Origin of the sequence: Streptomyces olivaceus (genome assembly GCF_000721235.1) — a bacterium.
GTDB classification, from domain to species: Bacteria; Actinomycetota; Actinomycetes; order Streptomycetales; family Streptomycetaceae; genus Streptomyces; species Streptomyces olivaceus.
This window is the reverse complement of record NZ_JOFH01000017.1, coordinates 110,685-133,466: the sequence shown is the minus strand read 5'-3', so window position 1 is coordinate 133,466 and position 22,782 is coordinate 110,685. Positions and strand designations below refer to the sequence as shown.

Annotated in this window: 16 protein-coding genes and 2 pseudogenes; 9 read left to right on the top strand and 9 right to left on the bottom strand. The window is 71.0% G+C overall.

The annotated features are described in order from the left end of the window. Positions 1-40 precede the first annotated feature (40 nt). The 6 genes from IG94_RS0120370 to IG94_RS0120345 all read right to left on the bottom strand — a co-directional run bounded on the left by IG94_RS0120370 (position 41) and on the right by IG94_RS0120345 (position 8,727). Complete coding sequence (locus IG94_RS0120370; protein WP_031038691.1) at positions 41-2,731, bottom strand: bifunctional acetate--CoA ligase family protein/GNAT family N-acetyltransferase; 2,691 nt, start codon at positions 2,729-2,731, stop codon at positions 41-43. A gap of 93 nt (positions 2,732-2,824) precedes the next feature. Further along, positions 2,825-3,676 (bottom strand): universal stress protein, encoded by an 852-nt coding sequence (locus IG94_RS0120365; RefSeq protein ID WP_031038688.1) that lies wholly within the window; start codon positions 3,674-3,676, stop codon positions 2,825-2,827. A gap of 27 nt (positions 3,677-3,703) precedes the next feature. Continuing rightward, complete coding sequence (locus IG94_RS0120360; protein WP_031038685.1) at positions 3,704-4,609, bottom strand: universal stress protein; 906 nt, start codon at positions 4,607-4,609, stop codon at positions 3,704-3,706. A gap of 453 nt (positions 4,610-5,062) precedes the next feature. Next, positions 5,063-6,817, bottom strand: a complete 1,755-nt coding sequence (locus tag IG94_RS0120355; RefSeq protein ID WP_031038682.1) for a sensor histidine kinase — start codon at positions 6,815-6,817, stop codon at positions 5,063-5,065. A 143-nt stretch (positions 6,818-6,960) separates the two neighbouring features. Beyond that, on the bottom strand, positions 6,961-7,653 hold the full coding sequence (locus IG94_RS0120350; protein ID WP_031038679.1) for a response regulator: 693 nt from the start codon (positions 7,651-7,653) through the stop codon (positions 6,961-6,963). 192 nt (positions 7,654-7,845) lie between these two features. After that, a complete protein-coding gene (locus IG94_RS0120345; RefSeq protein ID WP_031038676.1) occupies positions 7,846-8,727 on the bottom strand; it encodes a universal stress protein in 882 nt (293 codons plus the stop codon). A gap of 532 nt (positions 8,728-9,259) precedes the next feature. Here IG94_RS0120345 and hypE point away from each other — a divergent pair. From hypE to IG94_RS0120330, 3 genes are all read left to right on the top strand, one after another. Beyond that, positions 9,260-10,294 (top strand): hydrogenase expression/formation protein HypE, encoded by a 1,035-nt coding sequence (gene hypE / locus IG94_RS0120340; RefSeq protein ID WP_031038673.1) that lies wholly within the window; start codon positions 9,260-9,262, stop codon positions 10,292-10,294. A gap of 238 nt (positions 10,295-10,532) precedes the next feature. Continuing rightward, positions 10,533-11,906, top strand: coding sequence for a nicotinate phosphoribosyltransferase (locus IG94_RS0120335; protein WP_031038670.1), 1,374 nt, complete (start codon positions 10,533-10,535; stop codon positions 11,904-11,906). Positions 11,907-11,976: 70 nt separating this feature from the next. Next, complete coding sequence (locus IG94_RS0120330) at positions 11,977-12,435, top strand: universal stress protein (protein ID WP_031038667.1); 459 nt, start codon at positions 11,977-11,979, stop codon at positions 12,433-12,435. Positions 12,436-12,692: 257 nt separating this feature from the next. Here IG94_RS0120330 and IG94_RS0120325 read toward each other — a convergent pair whose 3' ends face one another. Further along, positions 12,693-13,595 carry a pyridoxamine 5'-phosphate oxidase family protein gene (locus IG94_RS0120325; protein WP_031038664.1) on the bottom strand — a complete coding sequence of 301 codons (903 nt, stop codon included), beginning with the start codon at positions 13,593-13,595 and terminating at the stop codon, positions 12,693-12,695. Positions 13,596-13,967: 372 nt separating this feature from the next. Here IG94_RS0120325 and IG94_RS0120320 point away from each other — a divergent pair, with 372 nt between their 5' ends. The 3 genes and pseudogenes from IG94_RS0120320 to IG94_RS43580 all read left to right on the top strand — a co-directional run. Further along, on the top strand, positions 13,968-14,549 hold the full coding sequence (locus tag IG94_RS0120320) for an Rv1733c family protein (protein WP_031038661.1): 582 nt from the start codon (positions 13,968-13,970) through the stop codon (positions 14,547-14,549). A gap of 146 nt (positions 14,550-14,695) precedes the next feature. Further along, positions 14,696-15,007 carry a universal stress protein gene (locus tag IG94_RS44365; protein WP_107060619.1) on the top strand — a complete coding sequence of 104 codons (312 nt, stop codon included), beginning with the start codon at positions 14,696-14,698 and terminating at the stop codon, positions 15,005-15,007. Positions 15,008-15,452: 445 nt separating this feature from the next. After that, positions 15,453-16,499 (top strand): annotated as a pseudogene (locus tag IG94_RS43580) (winged helix-turn-helix domain-containing protein); the annotation flags it as partial. On the opposite strand, the gene IG94_RS0120310 reads toward IG94_RS43580, so the two are convergent. Next, complete coding sequence (locus IG94_RS0120310) at positions 16,500-17,351, bottom strand: IS5 family transposase (protein ID WP_031038655.1); 852 nt, start codon at positions 17,349-17,351, stop codon at positions 16,500-16,502. 48 nt (positions 17,352-17,399) lie between these two features. Continuing rightward, positions 17,400-18,794, bottom strand: coding sequence for an MFS transporter (locus IG94_RS0120305; protein WP_031038651.1), 1,395 nt, complete (start codon positions 18,792-18,794; stop codon positions 17,400-17,402). A 153-nt stretch (positions 18,795-18,947) separates the two neighbouring features. Between IG94_RS0120305 and IG94_RS0120300 the strand changes: the two genes are divergently transcribed. The 3 genes and pseudogenes from IG94_RS0120300 to IG94_RS0120290 all read left to right on the top strand — a co-directional run bounded on the left by IG94_RS0120300 (position 18,948) and on the right by IG94_RS0120290 (position 22,782). Further along, positions 18,948-19,337: a winged helix-turn-helix transcriptional regulator gene (locus tag IG94_RS0120300; RefSeq protein WP_052410773.1), complete on the top strand. Its 390-nt coding sequence runs from the start codon at positions 18,948-18,950 to the stop codon at positions 19,335-19,337. Positions 19,338-19,373: 36 nt separating this feature from the next. Then, a pseudogene (locus tag IG94_RS0120295) lies at positions 19,374-21,041 on the top strand (LuxR C-terminal-related transcriptional regulator); the annotation flags it as partial. Positions 21,042-21,138: 97 nt separating this feature from the next. Further along, a complete protein-coding gene (locus IG94_RS0120290; RefSeq protein WP_031038642.1) occupies positions 21,139-22,782 on the top strand; it encodes an MFS transporter in 1,644 nt (547 codons plus the stop codon).

The following is a 22,782-nucleotide window of genomic DNA, read 5'->3' as shown; positions in this document are numbered from 1 at the left end:
CTTCTTTCGAGGGTCGGTCTACTGCTCACGTGCTGTCTCCTCAGCGGAGGCGGCGCAGATAGGGGTCCTGCGGGCTGCACGGCAGCAGGCGTGCACGGGCGTCCAGGACCGTGAGGCCGCCGGATGTCGCGAGGACCGGGTTGAAGTCGGCCTCGGCCAGCTGCGGCAGGTCCTCGGCCATCCGGGAGAGGCGGTGGAGAAGTTGCTCCAGGCCGTCGAGGTCGACGGGGTCCGAGCCGACCGAGCCGAAGAGCAGCGGAGCGCAGCGCGGTGAGGTGATCAGGTCGTGCACGTCCAGGTCGGTGAGAGGGGCGAGACGGGCCGCCCGATCGGCGAACACCTCCGTGGCGGTGCCGCCCAGTCCGAACACGACCAGCGGTCCGAAGACCTGGTCCTGGACGACACCGGCAAGCAGTTCGCTGCCGCGTTCCGCCAGCGGTTGCACGACGGCCCCGGTCATCAGTCCGTCGAAGCGTGTCCGGAGGTCCCGGTGAGCGCCCCTCACCTGGGATTCGCCCCGTAGATCGAGACGAACGGCACGCTGCGCGCTCTTGTGCACCAGTCCCGGCCAGTACGCCTTCAGGACGACCCGGCCGTCCGGGCCGCCCAGACGCTCCGCGGCACATACGGCGTCATCCTCGGTCTCCGCCCAGGCCCATGGGGACTGGGGGATGCCGTAGCAGCTCAGGAGTTCGGCGCACGTCCGCGGTCCGAGCCAGCCGCCGTCCGGGTGTGCGGTGAGCCAGTCGTCGGCCAGGGCGTGCGCACGTTGGGCGTCGATGCCGTCCGGGACCCGCCTGGTGCCGGGCGGGCGGGCCAGCCAGGCGGTCCGGCGGGCAGCGTGGGCCAGCGCGCGTGCCACCGCGTGCGGTTCGGCGTAGGAGGGGATCGCTCCGCCTTCTGCGGCCGGCAGCAGGCGCACGGGCACGTCCTGCTCCAGGCGGACCAGGACGACGGGGATGCGCCGTCTGCCGGGGCCCTGGGTGACGGCTCGTACCAGGTCGTCACCGGTCGCGGCGGCCACGGCCGTGGGGACGAGGGCGACCACGACGGCGTCGACAACGCGGTGGGCGGTGAGCCGGTCGAGGCAATCGCGCAGCTCGTCCTCGGCGACAGCGGCGGTGACGTCCACCGGGTTGCCGACGGCGGCCCCGTCGGGCAGCACGGCAAGCAGGTCCTGGACCAGTTCGGGGGTGGGGGTGGGCAGGACGAGCCCCGCCTCGGCACACGCGTCCGCGGCCAGTACGCCGGCTCCGCCCGCGTTGGTGACGACGGCGACCCTGGCCCCGGCGGGCAGAGGCTGGGCGTGGAACAGGGCTGCCGTCTCCAGCAGTTCGCCGATGGAGCGGGTCGCGGTGATGCCGGCCTGGGTGAACAGCGCCTGTCTGGTCAGGGTGCCGGTGGCCGCGGCGGCACTGTGGGACGCGGCGGCACGACGGCCCGCGTCGGTGCGGCCGGCGTCGACGGTCAGCAACGGCATCCGGCGGGTGACCCGCCGGGCGGTGCGGGAGAAGGCCCGCGGATTGCCGAAGGACTCCAGGTGCAGCAGGGCGAGATCGGTGACGCCGTCGTTCTCCCACCACTGGAGCAGGTCGTTGCCGCTGACGTCGTACTTGTCGCCGAGCGAGGCGAACGTCGACACCCCGATACCCAGGCGGGACAGCCCGTCGAGCAGGGCGATGCCGACACCACCGGACTGAACGGCGATACCGGCGGTCCCGCGGCTCGGGTGTGCGGCGGCGAAGGTCGCGTCCATCCGCAGCGCCGGGTCGGTGTTGGCGGCACCGAGGCAGTTCGGGCCGACGAGGCGCATACCGTGGGTGCGGCACGCGGTGAGCAGCGCCCCTGCCTGAGCGGGGTCAAGACCTGCCGACACGACCACCAGGGCACGTGCGCCCGCCTTCCCGGAGTCCTCCGCCACGCTGGGCACGGCGGCGGCCGGGGTGGCGATCACGACGAGGTCGGGCGGGACGGGCAGCGCCGTGACCGCGGGATACGACGGAACGCCGAGAAGTGCGTGGGCATGCGGGTTCACGGCGAACAACCGGCCGGTGAAGTTGCCGGTACGCAGGTGGCGAAGCACGGCGCGTCCCACGGAGCCGGGCCGTCGGCCGGCCCCGACGACGGCGACCGTCCGCGGTCTGAACAGCGGCTCCATGCTGGCCACGTCCGCGGTGCGCCCGCGCTCCTCCACCGCCCTCAGATAGGTGTCGTCCTGGTCGAGCGCGATGGTGCAGCGTGTCTCGGGCCCGTCCATGAAGTGGGTGACACGCAGCCCGAGGTCGCTGAACAGACGGAGCACTTCCCGGTTCTCACTGAGGGCGTCGGCCACGAAACACGTGAGGCCGTCGGCCCGGGCGGCGGACGCCAGGTGCTCGACGAGAAGGGTGCCCACGCCGTGGTGATGCAAGCGGTCCGCGACGGCGACGGCCAGCTCGGCCGATCCCCGCTCCTCCCCTTCGTCGTACTCGGCGAGGCCGATGATCCGACCGCGCAGCTCGGCCACAAGCGCCCGGTGCCCTGGGCGGGGCGGCTCACAGGCGTGGTCTGCGGCGAGTGCGGCGGAGTGCGGACTCACGGCGAAGAAGCGCATCCGCAGGTTCTCGGGTGACATCTCCTCGTAGAGCCGATGGAGTTGATCGTGGTCCTCGGGTTCCACGGCGCGGATACGGACGGTGATGCCGTCCGCCAGCAGAGCGTGGATCGCGGGACGCCCCAGGTCATGCGTCATCGGTCTGTCCTCTCTCCTGGGCCGGGTTGCGTCGACCGGTCCCCCGTCGCTCCATCGCTCCGGTGCCGACGGCCTGGTAGCCGGGCGTCGGGCTCACCTCTGCTCGGGCACGACGACGACCGGGCAGGCCGAGCGGTGCAGTACGGAGTGGGCGACCCGGCCGAGCCGTCCATGGGCGCGACGGCCGATCACCATCAGGTCGGCCTCGGCGGAAGCAGCGGGCAGCACGCTGCGCGCCGGGCCCTCGGCGGTGTGCCGACCCACAGCGATGTCGGACGGTGCGTCTTCCAGGGCTGCTTCCAGCTCCTTGGCTGCCCGTTCCTCGTACAGCCGGGCGGGCTCCCCCGTCAGCAGGGGGTGATCAACCGTCTCGTGGGCGGGGCAGCGCCAAGCCCGCACGACAGTCAGCGGCACGCGGCGCAGGCGTGCCTCGGTGAAGGCGAACCGCAGGACGGACGCCGGTGCCTCGCCGAGACCGACGACGATCCTGCTGTGCCGTCCGGCGACAGCCCGGTTGTCGTGGTTGCCGCGCAGCACGACGACCGGGCAGTCGCTCGCGGCGGCCACGGTCCGGCTGACGGACCCCAGCAGCCGGTCCGCGACGCCGCTGCGGCCGCGGCTGCCCACGACGATCATGGACGCGTTGCGTCCGGCGCAGACCAGGGCGTGCTCAGCCTCGTCGGGCACCATTTCGGTGGTGACGGGTAGGTCGGGATGCCGACGCCGGACGCGCCGGGCGGCGGCCCGGAGGATGTCCTCGGCCTGCACCTGAGCGGACGGCTTGCCCAATTCACGTGCGAGCGCCGCCCCTTCGTACCGCTCCCACAGCGCTCCGTAGAGCACGAGGAGGGGCACTTCGTGCAGGGATGCCTCGTCGGCCGCCCAGTCGACGGCCCGCAGGCTGGGTTCGGAGCCGTCCACGCCGGCCACCAGTGGCAGATACATGACGCCTCCTCCTCGCGACGGGGACCGTCAGGGATGCGCGACGACGGCGACGGGTGCGGTGGCGTGGTGCAGCACCGCGTGGGTGACGGCGCCGATGTGCGCGCCGAACGGGTTGCGGCGGATGCGCCTGCCGACGACCACCAGGGACGCGTCGTGTGCGACGTCGACCAGGCGGCGGGCGGGACTGCCGGAGCGAGACACCTCGGCGACCTCGACGTCCGGGTACTTCTGCCGCCAGGGCAGGATCACCCGGGTGAGGTCGGCCGCCTTCCTGCGGGCCACTCCCTCGTCGGGCACGGAGCCGGCGGCCAGCACGTAGGGGTAGTAGGGCGGCAGTTGCCAGCCGCTGACCACGTGCAACGCCGTCCTGCGGCGCTGTGCCTCCTCGAAGGCGAAGGCGAGCACGTCACCGTCGTAACCGTCGATGTCGATGCCGACCACGACCGGCCGGAAAGCGGTCGCCGCGGACGGGATCCCGGCGGGATCCATGACGTGTTCGTCGGCGGCCATCTCACCGGCCCGTACGAGGACCACGGGAATCTCGGTGTGGGCGATCACGGCCTGTCCGACGGAACCGACGAGGTATCCGCCAAGGCCGCTCAGGGCGCGTGATCCGAGGACGAGCAGTTCCGCCTCTTCGACGGCTTCGACCAGTGTGTTCGCCGGTGGGCCGGACCGCTGGTCGCAGCTCACCTCGACACCGGGGTGGCGCAGCCGGAGCCCTTCACCCATCTTCCGTGGGACATGCTCGGTCCAGTACTGGTGGGTTTCGGTGCCGAGAACCGGGTCCTCGGCCATGGGAGCCGGAACCGGCTCCCACACGTGAAGCAGCCGTACCGGCAGGTCGCGCAGCCCGGCCTCGCGGGCCGCCCACTCGGCGGCGGCGTGGCTCTCGGGTGAACCGTCGATCCCCACCGTGATCGTGCGGGTCATGCTGCCCACCTCCTGTATCGGTCCTCTGATTTCAGCGTGTCCCACGCCCGGTCCCAGGAACAGGGACCGCAGGTCCCCGGTCGCGGCCAAGAGTCCCCTCGCCGGGCCCCTACCACCGATCCTGTACGGCGCAGCCACTTCCGGCCGCGGACGACGGGAAGGCGGGCCCACAGGCGACCGAGGCCGGGTACGTCACCGGCGGATCCAGCGGCCAGGGGGCGACGAGTACCGTCGCGTAGACGAGGTGGTAGCCGACGACGGGGTTCGTCGGCGTCAGCGCGGCGCCGATGCCGAGCAGATCGGGCCGACGACGACACGCCGTGGTCCGACACCGATAGTGGTGCGCTTCGGGTACGGCCCCGAAGGGTCCGCGTTACCGCGACGCGGCGTCGACCACATCCGGAGCCCATGACGCACGGAACAGGCGGACGGGGCCCAGACCGGCCTCGACGATCACGGCGTCGCTCCGGCGTCCTCCCCCTCCGCCTGATCCACGGGCACCCGCCACACGAGGCGGGTGCCTCCGTCCTGGGGGCGCTCCAGCCGCAGTTCTCCGCCGAGCTTTTTCGCGCGCTCTTCCATGTTGCGCAGTCCGCTGCGGCGGCCGCCGGGCGCGATGCCGACGCCGTTGTCGGAGACCGTGAGCCGGACCCACTTGCCGTCGGTCTCCAGCGCGACGTCGGCATGGCTCGAGTGCGCGTGGCGGGCGATGTTGGTCAGGGACTCCGTCATGACGGCGACGAGTTGGTCGGCGGTCTCCTTCGGTACGCGCGTGTCGAGCAGGCCCTCCATACGGACTCCGGGCGCGAAGCCCAGCACCGGCGCCATCTCGGCGACCGCCCGGACCGCGCGGGCCCGCAGTGTGGACGACACCGGGTCGTCCTCCCTGGAACGCAAGCCGAAGATCGTCGAGCGGATGATCTTGATCGTTTCGTCCAGGTCGCCCACCGCACGCTGCACGCGTTCCGCCGCCTTGTCGTGCTGGATGAACCGCCCTGCGCTCTGCAGGGTCATGGCCGTGGCGAACAAGCGCTGGATGGCCAGGTCATGCAGGTCGCGGGCGATGCGGTCGCGATCCTCCAGCAAGGCGATCTGCTCCGCGTCCCGGCGACGTTCCGCCAGTTCCATCGCCACCGCCGCCTGAGCGGCAAACACCTGTAGCGGTTGCGTCTCCTTCTCGGTGAACACGGGCCCGCCCGCCTCGCGGACCAGCAGCACCACGCCGCGCACGTGCTCGTCCGCACCAATGGGGACCGCCACCGCCGGCCCGAGGCCCGCGAACCGCGGCGGACCCGCCGTGATCCGTTCGTCGTGCGACACATCCTGACTGCTCACGGGCACGCTCCGGACGAACGCCTCCCCCATGAGGCTGCCGCGCACGGGCAGCACCCGTCCGCGCCAGGCCCCGGCCTCGCGTCCGATCGCCAGCTCCACCGCCAGCTCGTCGGTACCCGGCACCGGCAGGGCCACCACGCCGAGGGCGCAGGCCGTGATCTCCCGGGCCCGTTCGGCGATCAGCCGCAGCGCGCCGCCCTGTTCGGCGCCGGACATCAGCGTGTGCATGATCTCGGCGTTCACCTGAAGCCAGCGCTCACGCAGCCGGGTCTCCTCGTACAGCCGGGCGTTGTCGATCGCCACGCCCGCCGCCACGGCCAGGGTGGACAGCACCGACTCGTCGTCCTCGTCGAACGCCTGCCCGCCGCGCTTCTCCGTCAGGTACAGGTTGCCGAAGACGTGGTCGCGGACCCGGATGGGGACGCCCAGGAAGCTGTTCATCGGCGGGTGGTGTGCCGGAAACCCGTAGGAGGCGGGGTGGTCGGACAGCTTGGCCAGACGCAACGGCTCCGGGTGCCTGATCAGCTCACCCAGGATGCCGTGTCCCTCGGGGAAGGGCCCGATGCGGGCGATCTCCTCCTCGCTGACTCCGACCGTGTGGAAGGCGGACAGCCGCCTGCCGTCCGGGCCGATCACGCCCAGCGCGGCGTACTCGGCGTCGACCAGCGTCGCCGCGGCCTCGACGATGCCACGTAGGGCCTGCTCCAGGTCCAGTTCCCTGCCGACCGACAGCACCGCTTCCAGCAGGCTGTGCACCCTGTCCCGAGTGCCGCGAGCCGCGTCCAGCCTGGCCTGCAACTCGCCCAGCAGTTCGTCCAGCCGCAGCTGCGGCAGGCGCACACTGGCCTCCCGCGTCTCCTCGGACTCGTCCACCGCCGGCCTCCACGCCCAGGGACAGTGCGGCTTTCCGACCGCCTACGTGCCACGGTAGCGGCTGCGGAGCGACCCTGACACGGGAGCTCGCTGCTGCTTCGGGGCCGGCCGGAGATCACCGGGACAGGGACTCGCGACGGCGCTCAGCGGCCTTCGGCTCGCATCCGGTCCTGCGCCTGGGTGGCGATGACGGCGGCCTGGATTCGCCGCTCCACACCGAGCTTGGCGAGCAGGCGGGAGATGTGGTTCTTGACGGTCTTCTCGGCCAGGTACAAACGCTGGCCGATCTGCCGGTTGGTCAGGCCCTCTCCGATGAGGGCCAGGATGTCCCGTTCCCGCTCGGTCAGACCGGGCAGCGCTTCCGGCTCCTCCCCTTGTTCCTCACCGCCCCGCAGCCGCGCCATCAGTCTCGCGGTGGCGCTCGGATCCAGCAGCGACTGGCCGCGGGCCACGGTGCGCACGGCGGAGACCAGGTCGGAACCCTCGATCTGTTTCAGGACGTACCCGGCCGCGCCCGCCATGATCGAGTCGAGCAGTGCTTCCTCGTCGTCGAACGAGGTCAGCATCAGACAGGCCAGGTCCGGCATGCTCGAGCGCAGTTCCCGGCAGACGCTCACCCCGTCGCCGTCCGGCAGGCGTACGTCCAGCACCGCCACGTCCGGACGCAGCGCGGGAACGCGCACCAGCGCCTGCTCGACGGTGGCCCCCTCACCGACCACGGTGATGTCCGGTTCGTCGTCCAGCAGGTCGTGAACGCCCCGCCGGACGACCTCGTGATCGTCAAGGAGGAAAACCTTGATCGCGGTCGCCCGGCCGGCCGGCTCGCTGTGCATCATCGATCGCTCCTCAAGGAGGCGTCCCGCCTACAGGGCCAGTCTTCCCCCAGCCGGGTCCGGGTGCCAGGGCCGGTCGGCCCTCCTTCTCCCCCGACGGGTGGACGCCATGCCCGAGTGAGGTCGACCCCGATGCGTCACACAGGATGCGCGGCGCCGGTCTGCGGCACCGCGCACCGGATGGTCCGGCAGGTGTCACGCCGCCTGCGGGACCACTGCCACCGGGCAGGCCGCGTGTTGCAGCAAGGTGTGAGTGACGCGTCCGAGCTGGAGGCCGAAATGGCCCGACCTGTGCCGGGCACCCACGACGACCAGATCGGCGGCAGCCGACCGCGCCACCAGCACCTTTCGGGCCGGCCCTTCGATCGTCGCCCTGCGCAGTCGCACGCTCGGATGTGCCGTCACCGCTTCGGCGATCAAGGTGTCGATCAGGGCAGAAGCCCGCTCCTCGTGCTGATGCTCGGAACCGGCTGGCGCCCCGACATCGGTACTCTCGTACTCCGGGCACCGCCAGGCCCGCACCACGTCCAGCTCGCAGCCCCTTGTCTCGGCCGCCTCGAATGCGAAGCGAACCGCCTCCCGGCTTGTGCCGGGGTCGCCTGCGCCCAGGAGGACGCGCTCGTGGGCGCCTGACAACGCGGACTTGTCACCTCGGACGACGATCACGGGACAGTCGGACCGGGCGGCGACGGCCAGGCTGACCGAGCCGAGCAGTGCTCCCTTGAGTTCCCCACGTCCTCGTGAGCCGGTGACCACGGCGGTGGCGTGCATCCCTTCGGCCAGGAGCGCGGACACCGCTTCCGCAGGCACGGTGTCCGTGGAGACCTCCAGGTCGGGGTCGTATCGCCGGACACGTTCGGCGGCAGTTCCGACGATGTTGTCCGCCATCACCTGCCCCGAGGAGCGCTCCCGGGTCATGGTCGGCAGAACGCCCTCGTACCGCTCCCACAAAGATGCGTAGACCAGGCGCAGCGGAAGCCGTCGACGCAGCGCCTCGTCCACCGCCCAGTCGATGGCCAGAACACTGCCGTCCGACCCGTCGACGCCCACAACCAGGGGAAGTGCCATCATCCCCACCGCCTTCTTTCTTCCAGCCACCTCGTGCGGCGTGGGTTGCCACTTCTACGGTCGCACCGCCACGGCCGACGTGGCAGGGACTGTCTGGGCCCGCAAGGAGGGACCTTCGGCCCCGGACTAGGCCGACCGGGGCCGCGCCATGAACCCAGAGGCCCCTGGTCCGGCCCCCGTACGTGAGTGAGGCTGTGAATCAGGGGATTACCGCGAGACGAGGCGATCGTCATGGAACGGCTCCAGATGACAAGGCGCCCGCGCCCACCGCGCCGGCCGGATCCACCTGACCTTCGTACACCGTCGGGACGCCCCATGCCGTACTAGCCGATGTTCCGGGCGACCGACCAGGGCCGAGTCCGGGCCGGCCGACGGCCCGGGTCCCGCCGAGGCTTCCGCCCGGTCGACGATGCCGCCGTGCGAAGTGCCGTTGGTGGTCCCACGACCGCCGAAGATCCCGAGTGCGCAGCCGGCGACGTGCTCACAGATACCCGCCTCCCACGGACACCACTGCCCGGACGTCCCAAGAAGGAGCGCCCTCATGAACGCCACCAGCCTCCCACCCGCTCACGAGGACGAGGCGGTTCCGCTCGGCCATGGGGCGGGCGGCCGGATGACCGACGACCTGCTGGACAACACCCATGTGCTGCACGCTCTCGGCGGACGACCGGGCGCCCTGGAGGACGCCGCCCTGCTACCCGACCACCCCGACCTCGTGGTCAGCACCGACGGCTTCGTCGTCAGCCCGCTCTTCTTCCCCGGAGGCGACATCGGCTCCCTGGCCGTCTACGGCACGGTCAACGACCTGGCCATGCGCGGTGCCCGACCGATCGCCCTCGCCGTAGCTCTGATCATCGAGGAAGGATTTGCTCATGCCGAACTCCGCGCGGTGACTCGCTCCTTGCGCGCGGCGGCCCTCGACGTCGGAGTACCCGTCGTCACTGGCGACACGAAGGTCGTGGGACACGGCGCGGTGGACAAGGTGTTCATCACCACCACCGGCGTCGGCCAGCGGCACCTGGCGCTGCGCCCGTCCGCCTCGCTCGCCCGCCCCGGGGACGCGGTGCTGCTCTCCGGCCCGATCGGCCTGCACGGTACGGCGATCCTGTCGACACGCGAAGGACTGACCTGCCACGGCGTCGCCTCGGACAGCAGACCTCTGCACCGGCTCGTCGACGCGCTGGCGCCGATCGGGCGGAGCATCCACAGCCTGCGTGATCCCACCCGGGGCGGCCTCACCGCAGCACTCAACGAGATCGCCCGTGACTCGGGGGTGGCGGTCGAGATCGACGCGGGCTCCGTTCCGGTCCCCGAGGCGGTCGTCTCGGCCTGTGACCTGCTCGGCCTGGATCCACTGACCCTGGGCGGCGCCGGATGCCTGGTAGCTTTCGTCGCCCCCGCGGACGAGGCCGACGCGCTCACCGCGCTGCGCTCGCTCCCGGAGGGACGGGACGCGGTGCGTATCGGCGATGTGCATACGCGAAGCACCGCCGGTCGAGTCGTCCTACGCACACCTGCAGGGATCCGACGCGTGATCGACATGCCGCTCGGCGAGCAGCTCCCCCGAATCTACTGACCCGACGACTTTCCGCGCACGACAGTCGGTACCCGGACAGCGGTGCGCGGGCAAGCAGATCGGGCCGGACCGGCAGCCCCTTACAGCGCCCTGATGGTCTCACCCTCCCGCCCGCACTTCCGGGACCGATCGCTGGCGGAAGGAGCGGGAAGAGGCCGTGCGGCCCTTCCCCGCGTTGCAACAGCGCGAAAGACTGGACTCGGACAGGGACCTCGACCGTCGCGAGCAGGTGACTGCGATGTCGGAAGTGACCACCACCGACCTGTACGAAGTCACCATGGCCCTGTCGTATCTGCGTGAGGGCATGAACGAATCGGCGACCTTCAGCCTCTTCGTCCGCTCACTGCCTCCCGAGCGGGGCTTCCTCGTGAGCGCGGGGACGGAACCGGTGCTCGACTACCTCAGTGATTTCCACGTCACCGCCGCCGACCTGGAGGTGTTCGCCTCCGCCCTGCGTCGGCCCACCGCCGACGTCGCCGCCCTGAGTGGCATGACGTTCACCGGCGAGGTTCGCGCCGTGCCCGAGGGCCGGATCGTGTACGCGGGAGAGCCACTCCTGGAGGTGACCGCTCCGATCTCGCAGGCCCAATTGGTCGAGACCTTTCTGCTCAACCAGATCTCGCACCAGACGACCGTGGCGTCCAAAGCGGTACGCTCCGTCCTGGCTGCTGCCGGGCACCCGGTGGTCGACTTCTCGCTGCGCCGCACGCACGGCACCTGCGCCGGGCTGCAGGCCGCCCGCACCGCGGCGCTGACAGGCTTCGCGGGCACCAGCAACGTGGCCGCGGCTGCCCGATGGGGGCTGCCCGCGTCCGGCACGATGGCCCACTCCTACGTCGAGGCGTTCCCTGACGAGGAGGCGGCCTTCCGCGCCTTCGCCCGCACCCATCCCGGGCCCGTGACACTCCTGGTGGACACGTACGACACGGTGCGCGGGGTGCGCACGGCAGCCCGGGTCCTGCGTGACCTTGAGCGGAGGCCGGGCTGCGCCGTCCGGCTGGACAGCGGCGACCTGGATGATCTCTCCCGGCGGGCCCGAAGCGAACTGGACGCCGCCGGCCTGCCCGGCGTGCGCGTCATCGCCAGCGGTGGCCTCGACGAGTACCGGGTCGACGCCCTGGTCCGCTCGGGCGCGCCCATCGACGTCTACGCGGTCGGCACCCGTGTCGGCACCTCCGCCGACGCTCCCTACCTCGATTCCGCCTACAAGCTCGTGGAGTACGACGGCCACCCGGTCATGAAACTGGCGTCGGGCAAGACGACGCTGCCGGGGAGCAAGCAGGTGTACCGACGTCCGGGCCACCCGGACATCATCGCGCTACGGGAGGAAGAGGCACCGGCCGGTGCGGAACCACTCCTTCGCACGCTGATGCGCGACGGACATCGCTTGAGCCAGCCAGACACCCTGTCCGCGGCACGTGTCCGCCTGACGGCGGACCTGGCGGCTCTTCCCTCCGAGACCCTTCGGCTACGCGCTCCTCAGCCGGGGCGGGCCGTGATCTCGCAGCGGCTGTCCGGGCTGGCGGAAGGGCTTCGGGAACAACTGCTCGCCTCGCACCTCCTCCCCGGGGCCCAAGGGGCACCGGATACACGGCGTGAACCACCGATGTAGTCGGCTGGCGCGTCACGCCGACAGCGGGCAGCGTGGACAGAGACGGGAAGCACGTACGAGTGAGGTGGCCATGCAATCCTCTGAGCCGACAGCACGCGTGGTCGTGGGCGTGGACGGGTCCCCTTCCTCCTACGCCGCGCTGCGCTGGGCGGATCGGTACGCGCGCACCATCGGTGGTGTCGTGGAGGCGGTCCACGTGTGGGACACACCGTCCGCGGCGGGCTTCACCGGTCCCGCCATCGACCCCGACTTCGACCTCCAGCAGGCCCGTGAGCGATTCTCCGAGGAGCTGCATGCCATCTTCCCGGACGAACGGCCGCCGGGTCTCAAAGAGGTACTCGTCGAGGGTGACCCGTCGGAGATCCTGATCCGCGCCTCGGAAGGGGCCGACCTCCTCGTGGTGGGCCGCCGCGGCAGGGGCGCGTTCGCCCGGGCCATGCTCGGTTCGGTCAGCCAGCGCTGCGCTCAGCACGCAGCCTGCCCGGTCGTCGTCGTCCGCCAGGAGCGGGAGACAGACCCCGCCCACTGAGCCGCCGTGGATCAGGGACGCTCGGGTGAGGTCAGGGCGCTGGTCACCTGGCTCGCAGGCGACTTACACGCCACCGTCACTCGAAACCCGTAGCTCCATCTCCGGAGGACGGCCATCGAGTGCGTCACTGTGCAGTGGGACACACCGCACGCAGGGCAGCCACTTCCTCCGGCGGCAGCTCCGGCGCCACGACGGTCAGGGGCAGGGAAGCCATGTCGGCCGAGTCGATTCCATTGCCGCGCCCAACGGCGCACCGCTCACGACTCGGCCGCCGAGGTGATGCGCCGCCCGGTCAGATGTTCCATGTCCACGGCCAGCCAGTCGATCCGCCGTCCCCCCGCCCAGGGCCTGGTGTGCGCGGCCTCGTCCAGCCGTTCCGCTTCAACGGGATCTGTCACGGCCCGGCAACGACCCACGACCAGGACGCTCCATCCCTGGCTCATGGCGTCGTCCACCTGGTCGACCTCGAAGGCGACCCGCTGGTCCACGGCCGAGGCCGTTGTGGAGCCGGGGGCGGTACGGAAGGCCACGGCCCCGTCCGTCACCTCGTAATTGACCGGAAACACGGCAGGACCGTGCTCCGAAGTGAACGCGATGCGACCCACTCCGTGAGTGGAGAGCAGGCCCCGGCACTCCTCTTCGCCGAGGCCGAGCAGGTGCGGGTCGCGCAGCGCCGATCCCCGCCCGGGCGGTCGGTCCGTGCCACCTCCCTGCAATGCGCCGTACGTCGTCCCCAAGGCGTCTGCCAGCCGCACCAGAGTGCCGGAGCCCGGGTCGGCCGTATGCGTCTCCAAGTAGGACAGATAGCCGGGTGCCATACGTGCTCTCTCGGCAACCGCTTCGATGCTGAGACCCTTGCGGCGACGGGCTGCGGCCAGGCGCCGCCCCACGTCCCCCGCGTCACCGCCGTACACCGAGCCATGGTGCGTCCGGCCGGCAGTCCGCGTCGCCTGCGGCATCGACCGCCGCGGTTCCCCGAGCCGGTCCACATGCGCGTCGGGGCCGGGGAACACCAGCGTGACGTCCCCGGTGTCCGACCAGCGCACGTCGTACGGGGGCGTCCCGTCGTCGTGGTGCAGGCCGACGATCTCACCGTCCCGCCGAGTGACACCGGTGGAAGGGCTCTCGACGACAAGCCGGTCGCCAACGTGTGCGTACATGACCGTCCCTCTCCGTCGATGAGGCTCTCCACCCAGGGTTACGCGCCGGCGCCGTGCCCACTAGACGGCTGAGGGTCCCGACGTGGTACCGAACGGCCCTCTTCGCGCGTGCACCAAGGCATGAAACGCGGCCGGTCCCCCACGAGCGTCGTAGTGACCTGACAGGGCGGCTGCGTCGGCTCTCTGCGGGCATCGACGGGAGGCGATCTCCTCGTCGGCCGTCCGCACGTCGACGCGTCGTAGACGTCCTACGGAGCACCGCGAACGATCAGGGCCGGACGACCCATGAGGAACCCGGGCGGTGCCCGAAGGGCCCCTGTTGCACCGGGTCCCACGGCGTGACGCTGGAGACGACAGCCGGAGGTGGTCACGATGCGCTGGAACAGAACCATTCGACGGTCTCTGTGGCGCTGGCGCCGCAATCCGCTGCGTCGGCGCGAGGACGTGCTCGAGGCATGGATCCTGCTGATCGTCTGGCTCGTCATCGCTCTGGTGGGCCCCGTCGCAGGAGTGCTCGGGGCACAGGTCTCCGCCCACAGCGCCGCGCAGCGACGCGCGGAACGCCATGCCGTCACCGCCACGCTGGTGTCGGACGTACCCCACAACGCTCTGGCCGACGGGACGACGGGGGGCCGCGTCGACGCGACCGTGCGCTGGACGGCGTCCGACGGTACCCGGCACTCGGGCAAGGCCGCGGTCGACGGAGGACTCAAGGCGGGTTCCCGCGTGTCGGTCTGGACGGACCGGCAGAACAACTTGACGCCCGCGCCCCCGACCGTGACACAGGCAGGCGTGGACGCCGCCTTCATGGGCGCCGCCTCGTCGTTCGCCGTCGTCACGGCGGCGGCTGCCGGCTACTACGGAGCCAGGCTGGTCCTCAACCGTCGACGACGCACGGCATGGGAGGACGAGTGGCAGCAGATCGGGTCCCAGTGGGGACGCACGGCCATCTGAGCCGAGCCCCGTGGGGCCTGAGGACCGACCTCCCGGAGCGTGGCCGGGGAAGAGTCCTCTCCGGGCTTCGAGAGACCGTGAGGCGGAAGGAGAGGCGCTGAGCGGCGTCTTGATCGGAAGGGTGGCTGGTTCCGCCTCGAGTCTCCATGCCATCGCCTGGGCGGCCCGGGATGCCGAAGTACGGAACCTTGATCTCCGGCCTGAACCCGTTCACCGAACTGATTCTCGGCAGCACGACGACCGGGCTCGCCGCACACGCCGAGTGCCCCGTGGTCGTCGTACGGGGAACCGCGGCACGGACAGGGCCTCTGGTGCTGGGCGTGGACGGACCGCCCATCGGGGTGACAAGCGTCCGGTTCGCCTTCGGGTGGGCGTCACGCGCACGGCGCGCACATCACAGCGCTGCACGCGTGGGCAGCCTGGAACGCCCCGCTGCCTGCTCCCACGGACCCGTATGAGGATGGAGTATCCCACCGCAGCCCACGAGGCACGGCCGACGGCGATCGCGAGGACCCTGCCGACGGTAATCTCGAACCGAACCCTCCCGTGCCTCGCAGTTCAACCGCCTCTGCGCTGCGCCCGTCCGGTTTGTTCAGCAAGCGTTGCCAGGAGTGGGCCGCCCAGATCGCTTCCACATGCCCAGACAGGTGCCGGAAGCGATACTGGTACCAGCCGCAGGGCGGCACCTGCCATGAGTCCCTGGGACTCGGAAGATCCACGGCCGGCCACCGCGGCGGCGCGGTCGCTGCCGGAAGGGGGCGTCACGATGCGCTGTTGGAGCGCCTGCTCGGGCGCACCCGTCACCCTCGTCCCGGTCAGCGCGAAGGTGGGCGTCCGTCGGACGCCCCATCTGAACGTGCCGTTCTCGCGTAGGCGTTGCCACGGGCCGTGGGCGTGAGGGACGTGGGCCCCTCCGACGGCACTGGGCGGTCACCGGCCGAAACGGGCACCGACCCGCTGGGGGACCCGTACCTGCGCACACGGTTCGCGCTTCCCTCTCGGCCCGCCACCTTCTTGCGGCGTCAGCGGCTCGTCGTTCACCTGAACCAGGCCCTACACACACCGCTGACGCTGGTCAACGGGTCGGCTGGCGCAGGGAAGACACTTCTGACAGCCGACTGGGCAGCGGGTCTGCGGTTGCCGGTCGCCTGGCTGACCGTAGAGGCCGGCGATCACCGGCCCGGTGTCTTCTGGGCCTACGTCTTCGAGTCCCTGCGCCTGTGTGGGGCACGGGCGGCCGACGCCGCGGGGGCACCCGCTGACGCGAGCGGCGTGGGGCAACGGCTGCTGGCGTCGCTCGCCGCCGAACTGAACGGCCTCGACCATCCCGTGGTCCTCGTGCTCGACGAGTACGACCGGATGACCAACCCCGAGGTCGCCCGACAGCTGGAGTTCGTCCTTCACCACTCCGGGCCGGGACTGCACCTCGTGCTCGTCACCCGCACCGAGCCCTTGCTCCCACTGCACCGCTACCGGGCTGCCGACCAACTGACCGAGATCCGCGGCGCGGAGTTGTCCTTCACGCCGGAGGAAGCCGGGGCGCTGCTGCGACTGCACGGAGTGCACCTTCCCGGGCCTGCCACGTCCGCCCTGGTGGACCGCACCCGGGGCTGGGCCGCCGGGCTGCGGCTGTCCGCCCTGGCGGCCCGGGAGAGCACCGACCCCGAGCGGTATCTGAAGGAGTTCGAGGCGGACCACAGCACGGTCGCGGACTTTCTGCTGGCGGAGGTCCTCAAGGGGAGAACGGAGGAGTCGCAGGACCTGCTGCTGCGGGTCAGCGTCCTGGACCGATTCTGCCCGGACCTGGCCGACGCCCTCACACTGCGGACCGACTCCGAACGGCTCCTCGCAAACCTGCACCGGGAGAACGCGTTCATCGAGCGGCTGGGACACTCCTGGTACCGGCTGCACCCTCTCTTCCGGGAGATACTAAGAGCGTCCGCCAGTAGGTCACCGGATGCGGGGGCTTCGGGGGCGGTTGGGCCAGCGATAGAGGGTCCTTGCCCGGCGGATGAGGCTACGGATGGTGATGATCGCGGTGCCGAGGGCGATGAAGAACTCGACGCAGACGCGGCGGCGTTCGGTGCACCGGCGGAGCTTGCCGAAGTTGTTCATCCACGAGTTCGTGCGCTCCACGACCCACCGTCCGTCGGCTTGGATCGGGGTCTGTTCACCCCGTTTGGCGATCTTCGCGGTGATGCCGCGTGTGTCTAGGTGGGCGTAGACCGGCCGGTAGTCGTAGCCCGCATCCAGGCTCAGCGCCGGTCGCTCGGGCAGCGGGCCGAGCGTCTTGGCGAGGTCGGCGTAGCGGTCGAGGGTGGCGGGCAGCATGGTGTGATCGCGAATGTTGGCCGGTGCGGGCTCGGTGACCAGCGGGATGCCGTACGCATCGGTGAGCTGTGAGCGTTTGATGCCTTGTTTGGCCCGGTCGACGGGGCTCTTGCCCGCGCATTCGCCGCCCGAGGGGGCCTTGGTCTGGCAGCCGTCGGCGCTGAGCTGTTCCAGGCCAAGGCCGATCATGCGGTCGTAGGCGGCGAGCGCGGCCAGGCGCAGGGCCTCGCCCGCGCCGACCGTTATCCACTCGTCACGGCGCCTGCGCAAGGTGGTCGCCGAGCATGTCGCGTCCGCCACTCGCTCGTATCCCATCCCGGACACCAGTACTTCGATGAGCTTGTCGAAGATCACCTCATCCGGGATCCGCCGACGATGACATCCCAGCGGATGGGTACTGACCCGCTGCGGCAATGACGCAAGGAACTCGGCACGGATGGGGGCGATGATCAACGAGGGCACGACAGGCACATCTCCTCCTGTGAGCGCAGCTCGGCCTGGGGTGGCGTGGCCGCCTGGTCAGTGAGCGGCGTTCTCGGCGACCGGCTTTGTCTCGGCCGCTGGAGGTTGCGCTGTGGCGGGGGATCGCAGCAGGGTGGCGGCGAGGAGGAGAGCGACGGCGACGAGGCCCGAGCCGATGCGGAAGGCGAGCTGGTAACCACCCGTGAGTGCCGAGGCGGTGCTTGCCCCGTCGCCCAGCAGGGCATCCGTGTGCGAGGTGGCGAGTGTGCTGAGGACCGCGAGGCCGAACGCGCTGCCGATCTGCTGCATGGTGTTGAACATGCCGGAGGCGATCCCCGAATCCTGGGGCGTGGCCGCTGACATCGCAAGCGTGGCGAGCGACGGCATCGCAAGGCCGAAGCCGATGCCGAGCGGCAGCAGCGCGGGCAGGACGTCCACGACATAACTCCCGCCTGCCGGTACGCGGCCGAGCGCGGCGAGTCCTGCCGCGATCAGCACGAGTCCTGGAAGGAGTACGGCACGGGGGTCGAAGTGCGCGATCAGTTTGGGCGAGAGGCCGAGGGACAGTGCGCCGATCGCGACCGAGACCGGGAAGATGCCGAGGCCGGTGTGTATCTCGTCGAAGCCGAGCACCTTCTGCAGGTAGAGCACGCATAGGAATTGGAAGCTGAACATCCCGGCCACCATGAGGGCCTGGATTCCGAGCGCTCCCGAGACGTTGCGCGAGCGGAACACACGCAACGGCAGGAGCGGCTGGGGCGCCTTCGCCTGGCGGGCGACGAAGGCGAGGAGCAGGGTGAGCGCCGCGGCGCCGAAGCTCAGCGTGTGCGCGGAAGTCCAGCCGTAGTTGGTGGTCTCGGCGATCGTGTAGACGCTGAGCATCAGTGCGGATGTGACCAGGAGCGCACCCACGACGTCGGTCCCCTTGCCGAGGCCGACACCGTGCTCGGACGCGAGCACGCGCCCGGCCAACAGCGCGGCCACGATGCCGATCGGTACGTTGACGAAGAAGATCCAGTGCCAGCTGACGGTCTGCGTCAGGGCGCCGCCGGCGAGGAGGCCCATCGAGCCGCCGGCGGACTGGACGAAGCTGTAGACGCCGATGGCCTTGGCCCGCTCCTTCGGCTGCGGGAACAGGTTCACGACCATGCCGAGGGTGACGGCGGAGGTCACCGCGCCGCCGATGCCCTGGACGAACCGGGAGGCCAGCAGCACCGCCGGGTCCTGGGACACACCGCACAGCAGCGAGGCAGCCGTGAAGAGGATGAGGCCGGTGATGAAGACGCGCTTGCGCCCGATGAGGTCGCCGAACCGTCCGGCAAGCAGCAGCAGACCACCGAAGGGGACCAGGTAGATGTTGACCACCCAGGCCAGACCCGACGAGGAGAACCCGAGGTCGCGCTGGATGGACGGCAACGCCACGTTCACGATGGTCCCGTCAAGGATGACCATCAACTGCCCGGCACAGAGCACGGCCAGTGCCGACCAACGCGATGTCTGTGCTGATGAGTTGGTTCTCCGCACGGGAACCCCTTCCAATGGTGCACGACTTGTTACAGCAGCCATCTTCTGTAACCATGACGCGCTGCGGAAGGAGGCACTTTCATGTCACGCAGTCACACCGGTGTGTCCGACCAGGTCGGCAACGAGGCATGCCCGATCACCGAGGTCCTCGACCACGTCGCGGGCAAATGGAGCATCGGAATCCTCGTCGCCGCCGTACACGGGCCGGTCCGGTTCACCGAGTTGGAACGCAGCATCGAAGGCATCAGCCGACGCATGCTCACCTTGAACCTGCGCAAGCTGGAACGCGACGGCCTGCTCATCCGGACCGTCTACCCCACCGTGCCACCCAAGGTGGAATACAGCCTCACGCCCATGGCCCGCGAACTCCACGCAACCCTCACCGAGCTCGTCGGCTGGGCGGAACACCACCGAGCCGACATCACCGCCGCCCGCGCCACCTACGACGCCGCCACGGCACCAGCTCCCTGACGCCGACGGAGGACCCCGCAGGCGCTGAACGATCACCTACTGGCGGACGGCCTAAGGGCCCATCTGCGCGAACGCCTGCCCGGTGCGGAAGCGGAGCTGCACCTGCGAGCCGCGCGATGGCTACGCCGTTCCGGCTTCCTCCCAGAGACGCTCGTCCATGGAGCCGCGGGCGGCGACTTCGACCTGGCCGCCGGCGCGCTCGTCAATGACCTTGCGATCGGGCAGCTCTTCACGGGCCTGCGCTCGGACGCTCTGGCCCAGCTCTTCACCGGCATGGGGCCCGAAGCAAGGAGCCCGGCGAGCGACCTCGTGCGGGCGGCCGGGGCATTGGACCGACGCGACCTCGATCAAGGGCTGGGCTGGCTGCGACGGGCCCAGGAACAGCTCTCCGCGACCGAGGAGTCTCCCGTCCTGGCGGCGGCCCGGCTGAGCTGGGCGCTGCTGGAGGCGCTCGCCGCCCGGCTCACCGGATGCCCTCCACGGGCCGAGCAGGCCGCCGCGACGGCCGAGGCGCTGCGCCAGGACCTGCCTGACCACCTGCTGGACGAGCACCCGGAACTGACCGCCCTGCTGATGACACACGTGGGTTCGGCCCGCCTGTGGGAAGGACGCTTCGACGACGCACGTGACGTACTGACCCGTGTGGCCAGTGCCCCGGGCGGATCCGCCACCGTCCTGCCCCGGACGGAGTCGATGGGGCACCTGGCCCTGCTCGACTACCTGGGCGGCTGGCCCGGGCGGGCGGAACGCAGGGCGCTGGCCGCGGTGGCCGAGGCGGAGCGGGCGGGTCTGCCCCGGCCCCCCGGCGCGGGCCTGGGCCGACTGGTCCTGGCCGCGGTGGCCGTGGACCGACAGGAACTGGACCGGGCCCGAGTCCTGCTCGACGAGACGGCACGGCTCCCGGCGCGGGAGCACGACCCGGTACCGACGGCGGGTCGGGCCATGACCGTCTCGCGCCTTCTCCTCGACGGCGGTGAAGCGGACGCCGCTGCCGAGGCGGCGGATCCGGCCGTGTCCGCGGCAGTGGCGTCTCCCTGGGCGGAGAGTCACGCGGCGGTCGTCCGCTCCGCCGCCTGCCTCGCCGACGGACGGCCGGACGAAGCCGTGCGCCTTCTCCAAGGCGTCGGTGGCGACCAACCGGTGTGCGCCGTCGAAGCGGCGGGGATCCAGGTCGCCGCGGGGCGTCCCCGCGCGGCGGCAGAACTGCTCGGCGCCGTTCGCTCCGAGGGACGCACCGGCCCCGCGGTGAGCGTGGGGGCGGCGCTGGTGCGGGCCCGGGTGGCGCAGGAGTCGGGAGACACGGTCACCGCCCGCCGGCTCGTCGCACGTGCGCTTCTCGACGCCCGGCGCGAGCGACTGCGGCGTCCTTTCCTCCAGGCAGGAGGCTGGATCGAGCCGCTGTTGGCCGCAGCCCCGCTGCACGAGCTCACCGAGGGCTGGCTCCCGTCCGGCCGACGACAAACGCACGGCGAGCCGGTGCAGCCCGTAGCCGACCCCGCGCTCCTGGTGCCGGTGGAACTGAGCGGACGCGAACGTGACGTGTTGCGACGGCTGGCCCGCATGATGTCCGCGGAGGAGATCGCCGCCGACCTCTACGTGTCGGTCAACACGGTGAAGACCCATCTCAAGAGCGCCTACCGGAAGCTGGCGGTGAACCGGCGCAGCGACGCCGTACGCCGGGCGCGCGACCTCGGCCTCCTGTGACCTCCCCCGCGAGGGGTGAGGCACGCGGCGCCGCCGCAGAGGTGCGATGGGAGGAACGTGCCGCAGCGCACCGGTCGACCCGGCGAGGTGAGACGACGTGAAGCACTGGCGGGCCCTGGCAGTCCTCGGTACGGCCCAGTTCCTGATGGTTCTGGACACGTCCGTGATGAACGTGTCGATCAGCCAGTTGGTCGAGGACTTCGACACGGAGGTCACCGCCATCCAAGCCGTCATCACCCTGTACGCGCTGGTCATGGCCGCTTTCATGCTCATCGGCGGCCGCTTCGGGGACATCCTGGGACGGCGGCGCATGTTCCTGACGGGAATGGCCGTCTACGGGGTCGGGTCGGCCGTGACCGCCGTGGCACCCAGCCTGTGGGTGCTCACGCTGGGCTGGTCCGTCATCGAGGGGCTCGGGGCCGCGATGGTGCTGCCGGCCATGGCCGCCCTGGTCGCGGAGTCGTACCGCGGACGGGACCGCGCTATCGCCTACGCGGTCGTCGGAGGGCTCGCCGGCGCCGGGATCGCGGTCGGCCCACTGCTGGGCGGCTGGATGACGACCTACCTCACCTGGCGGCTGGTCTTCGCCGGTGAGGTACTCGTCGTCGTGGCCGTGCTGCTGTGCCGGCGGGTGATCGCGACACCCATCCCGGCCGCGCAGCGCCCCCGGCTGGACGGAGTCGGCGCGGCGCTCTCCGCCGTCGGGCTGGGACTGGGCGTACTCGGGGTGCTGCAGAGCAGCACCTGGGGCTGGGTCGATCCCCGCAACCCACCTTTCACCGTCCTGGGCTTCTCCCCCACCCTGTTCGTCATCGCTGCCGGAATCGCCGTGCTGGCCCTGTTCCGGGTCTGGGAAGGGCGCCGAGAGGCCCGGGGCACCGACCCTCTGGTGCACCTGTCCCTGCTGGGCAGACCCGTACTGCGGGCCGGCCTGACAACCCTGCTCAGCCAGAACCTCATCCTCCTCGGCCTGTTCTTCGCCATCCCGCTCTACCTCCAGGTGGTGCAGGGTTTCAACGCCTTCCAGACCGGGCTGCGCCTGCTGCCGGTGTCGGCCACCATGCTGGTGACCTCCCTGTGCGGGTCCGCGCTGGGGCACAGGATGGGACCGCGCCGGGTGGTGCGGCTGGCCCTGGCGATTCTGGCGGCGGCCGTCGTGTGGCTGCTCGCCACGATCGACCCGGTCATCGACGACGCCCAGTTCGCCGGGGCGATGGCCGTGCTCGGGGTGGGCGTCGGACTGCTCGCCTCGCAGCTCGGCAACGTCGTGCAGTCCGGTGTCGGTGAGGAGGAACGCAGCGAGGCCGGAGGGCTGCAGTTCACGGCCCAGAATCTGGGCTCGTCGCTGGGCACCGCGCTCATCGGCTCCATACTGGTCGGCGCACTGGCAGGCGCCTTCACCACCCAGGTCGCGGACGACCCCCGGCTGTCCCCGGCCGCCCGGGACGAGGTCGGGGTCCGTCTGGAGGCCGGCATCACCTTCGTCCCGACCGAGCAGGTGCGTTCCGCGGCCGAGGAAGCCGGGCTGCCGCCGTCCGAGGTCGACGCCGTGACGGACTCCTACGCCTCCGCCCAGTTGGACGGGCTGAAGGCGGCGATCCTGGCCACGGGCGGCGTCGCGCTCGCGAGCTTCCTGGTCACCGCACACCTTCCGACCGCCCGAGCAGGCCGCCCGTCCGAACCCGAGCCCGAACCCGGTGCTGGGAACCGGACAGCCGAACCGTCCGGGCCGACGGGCTGA

Excerpts from the sequence above, each read along its gene's own strand:
- IG94_RS44365 (WP_107060619.1), top strand. The coding sequence starts at position 14,696 with ATGCCATCGCCTGGGCGGCCCGGGATGCCGAAGTACGGAACCTTGATC.
- IG94_RS0120365 (WP_031038688.1), bottom strand. The coding sequence starts at position 3,676 with ATGTATCTGCCACTGGTGGCCGGCGTGGACGGCTCCGAACCCAGCCTG.
- hypE (WP_031038673.1), top strand. The coding sequence starts at position 9,260 with ATGAACGCCACCAGCCTCCCACCCGCTCACGAGGACGAGGCGGTTCCG.
- IG94_RS0120305 (WP_031038651.1), bottom strand. The coding sequence starts at position 18,794 with ATGGTCATCCTTGACGGGACCATCGTGAACGTGGCGTTGCCGTCCATC.
- IG94_RS0120360 (WP_031038685.1), bottom strand. The coding sequence starts at position 4,609 with ATGACCCGCACGATCACGGTGGGGATCGACGGTTCACCCGAGAGCCAC.
- IG94_RS0120300 (WP_052410773.1), top strand. The coding sequence starts at position 18,948 with ATGTCACGCAGTCACACCGGTGTGTCCGACCAGGTCGGCAACGAGGCA.
- IG94_RS0120325 (WP_031038664.1), bottom strand. The coding sequence starts at position 13,595 with ATGTACGCACACGTTGGCGACCGGCTTGTCGTCGAGAGCCCTTCCACC.
- IG94_RS0120335 (WP_031038670.1), top strand. The coding sequence starts at position 10,533 with ATGTCGGAAGTGACCACCACCGACCTGTACGAAGTCACCATGGCCCTG.
- IG94_RS0120350 (WP_031038679.1), bottom strand. The coding sequence starts at position 7,653 with ATGATGCACAGCGAGCCGGCCGGCCGGGCGACCGCGATCAAGGTTTTC.
- IG94_RS0120370 (WP_031038691.1), bottom strand. The coding sequence starts at position 2,731 with ATGACGCATGACCTGGGGCGTCCCGCGATCCACGCTCTGCTGGCGGAC.
- IG94_RS0120330 (WP_031038667.1), top strand. The coding sequence starts at position 11,977 with ATGCAATCCTCTGAGCCGACAGCACGCGTGGTCGTGGGCGTGGACGGG.
- IG94_RS0120320 (WP_031038661.1), top strand. The coding sequence starts at position 13,968 with ATGCGCTGGAACAGAACCATTCGACGGTCTCTGTGGCGCTGGCGCCGC.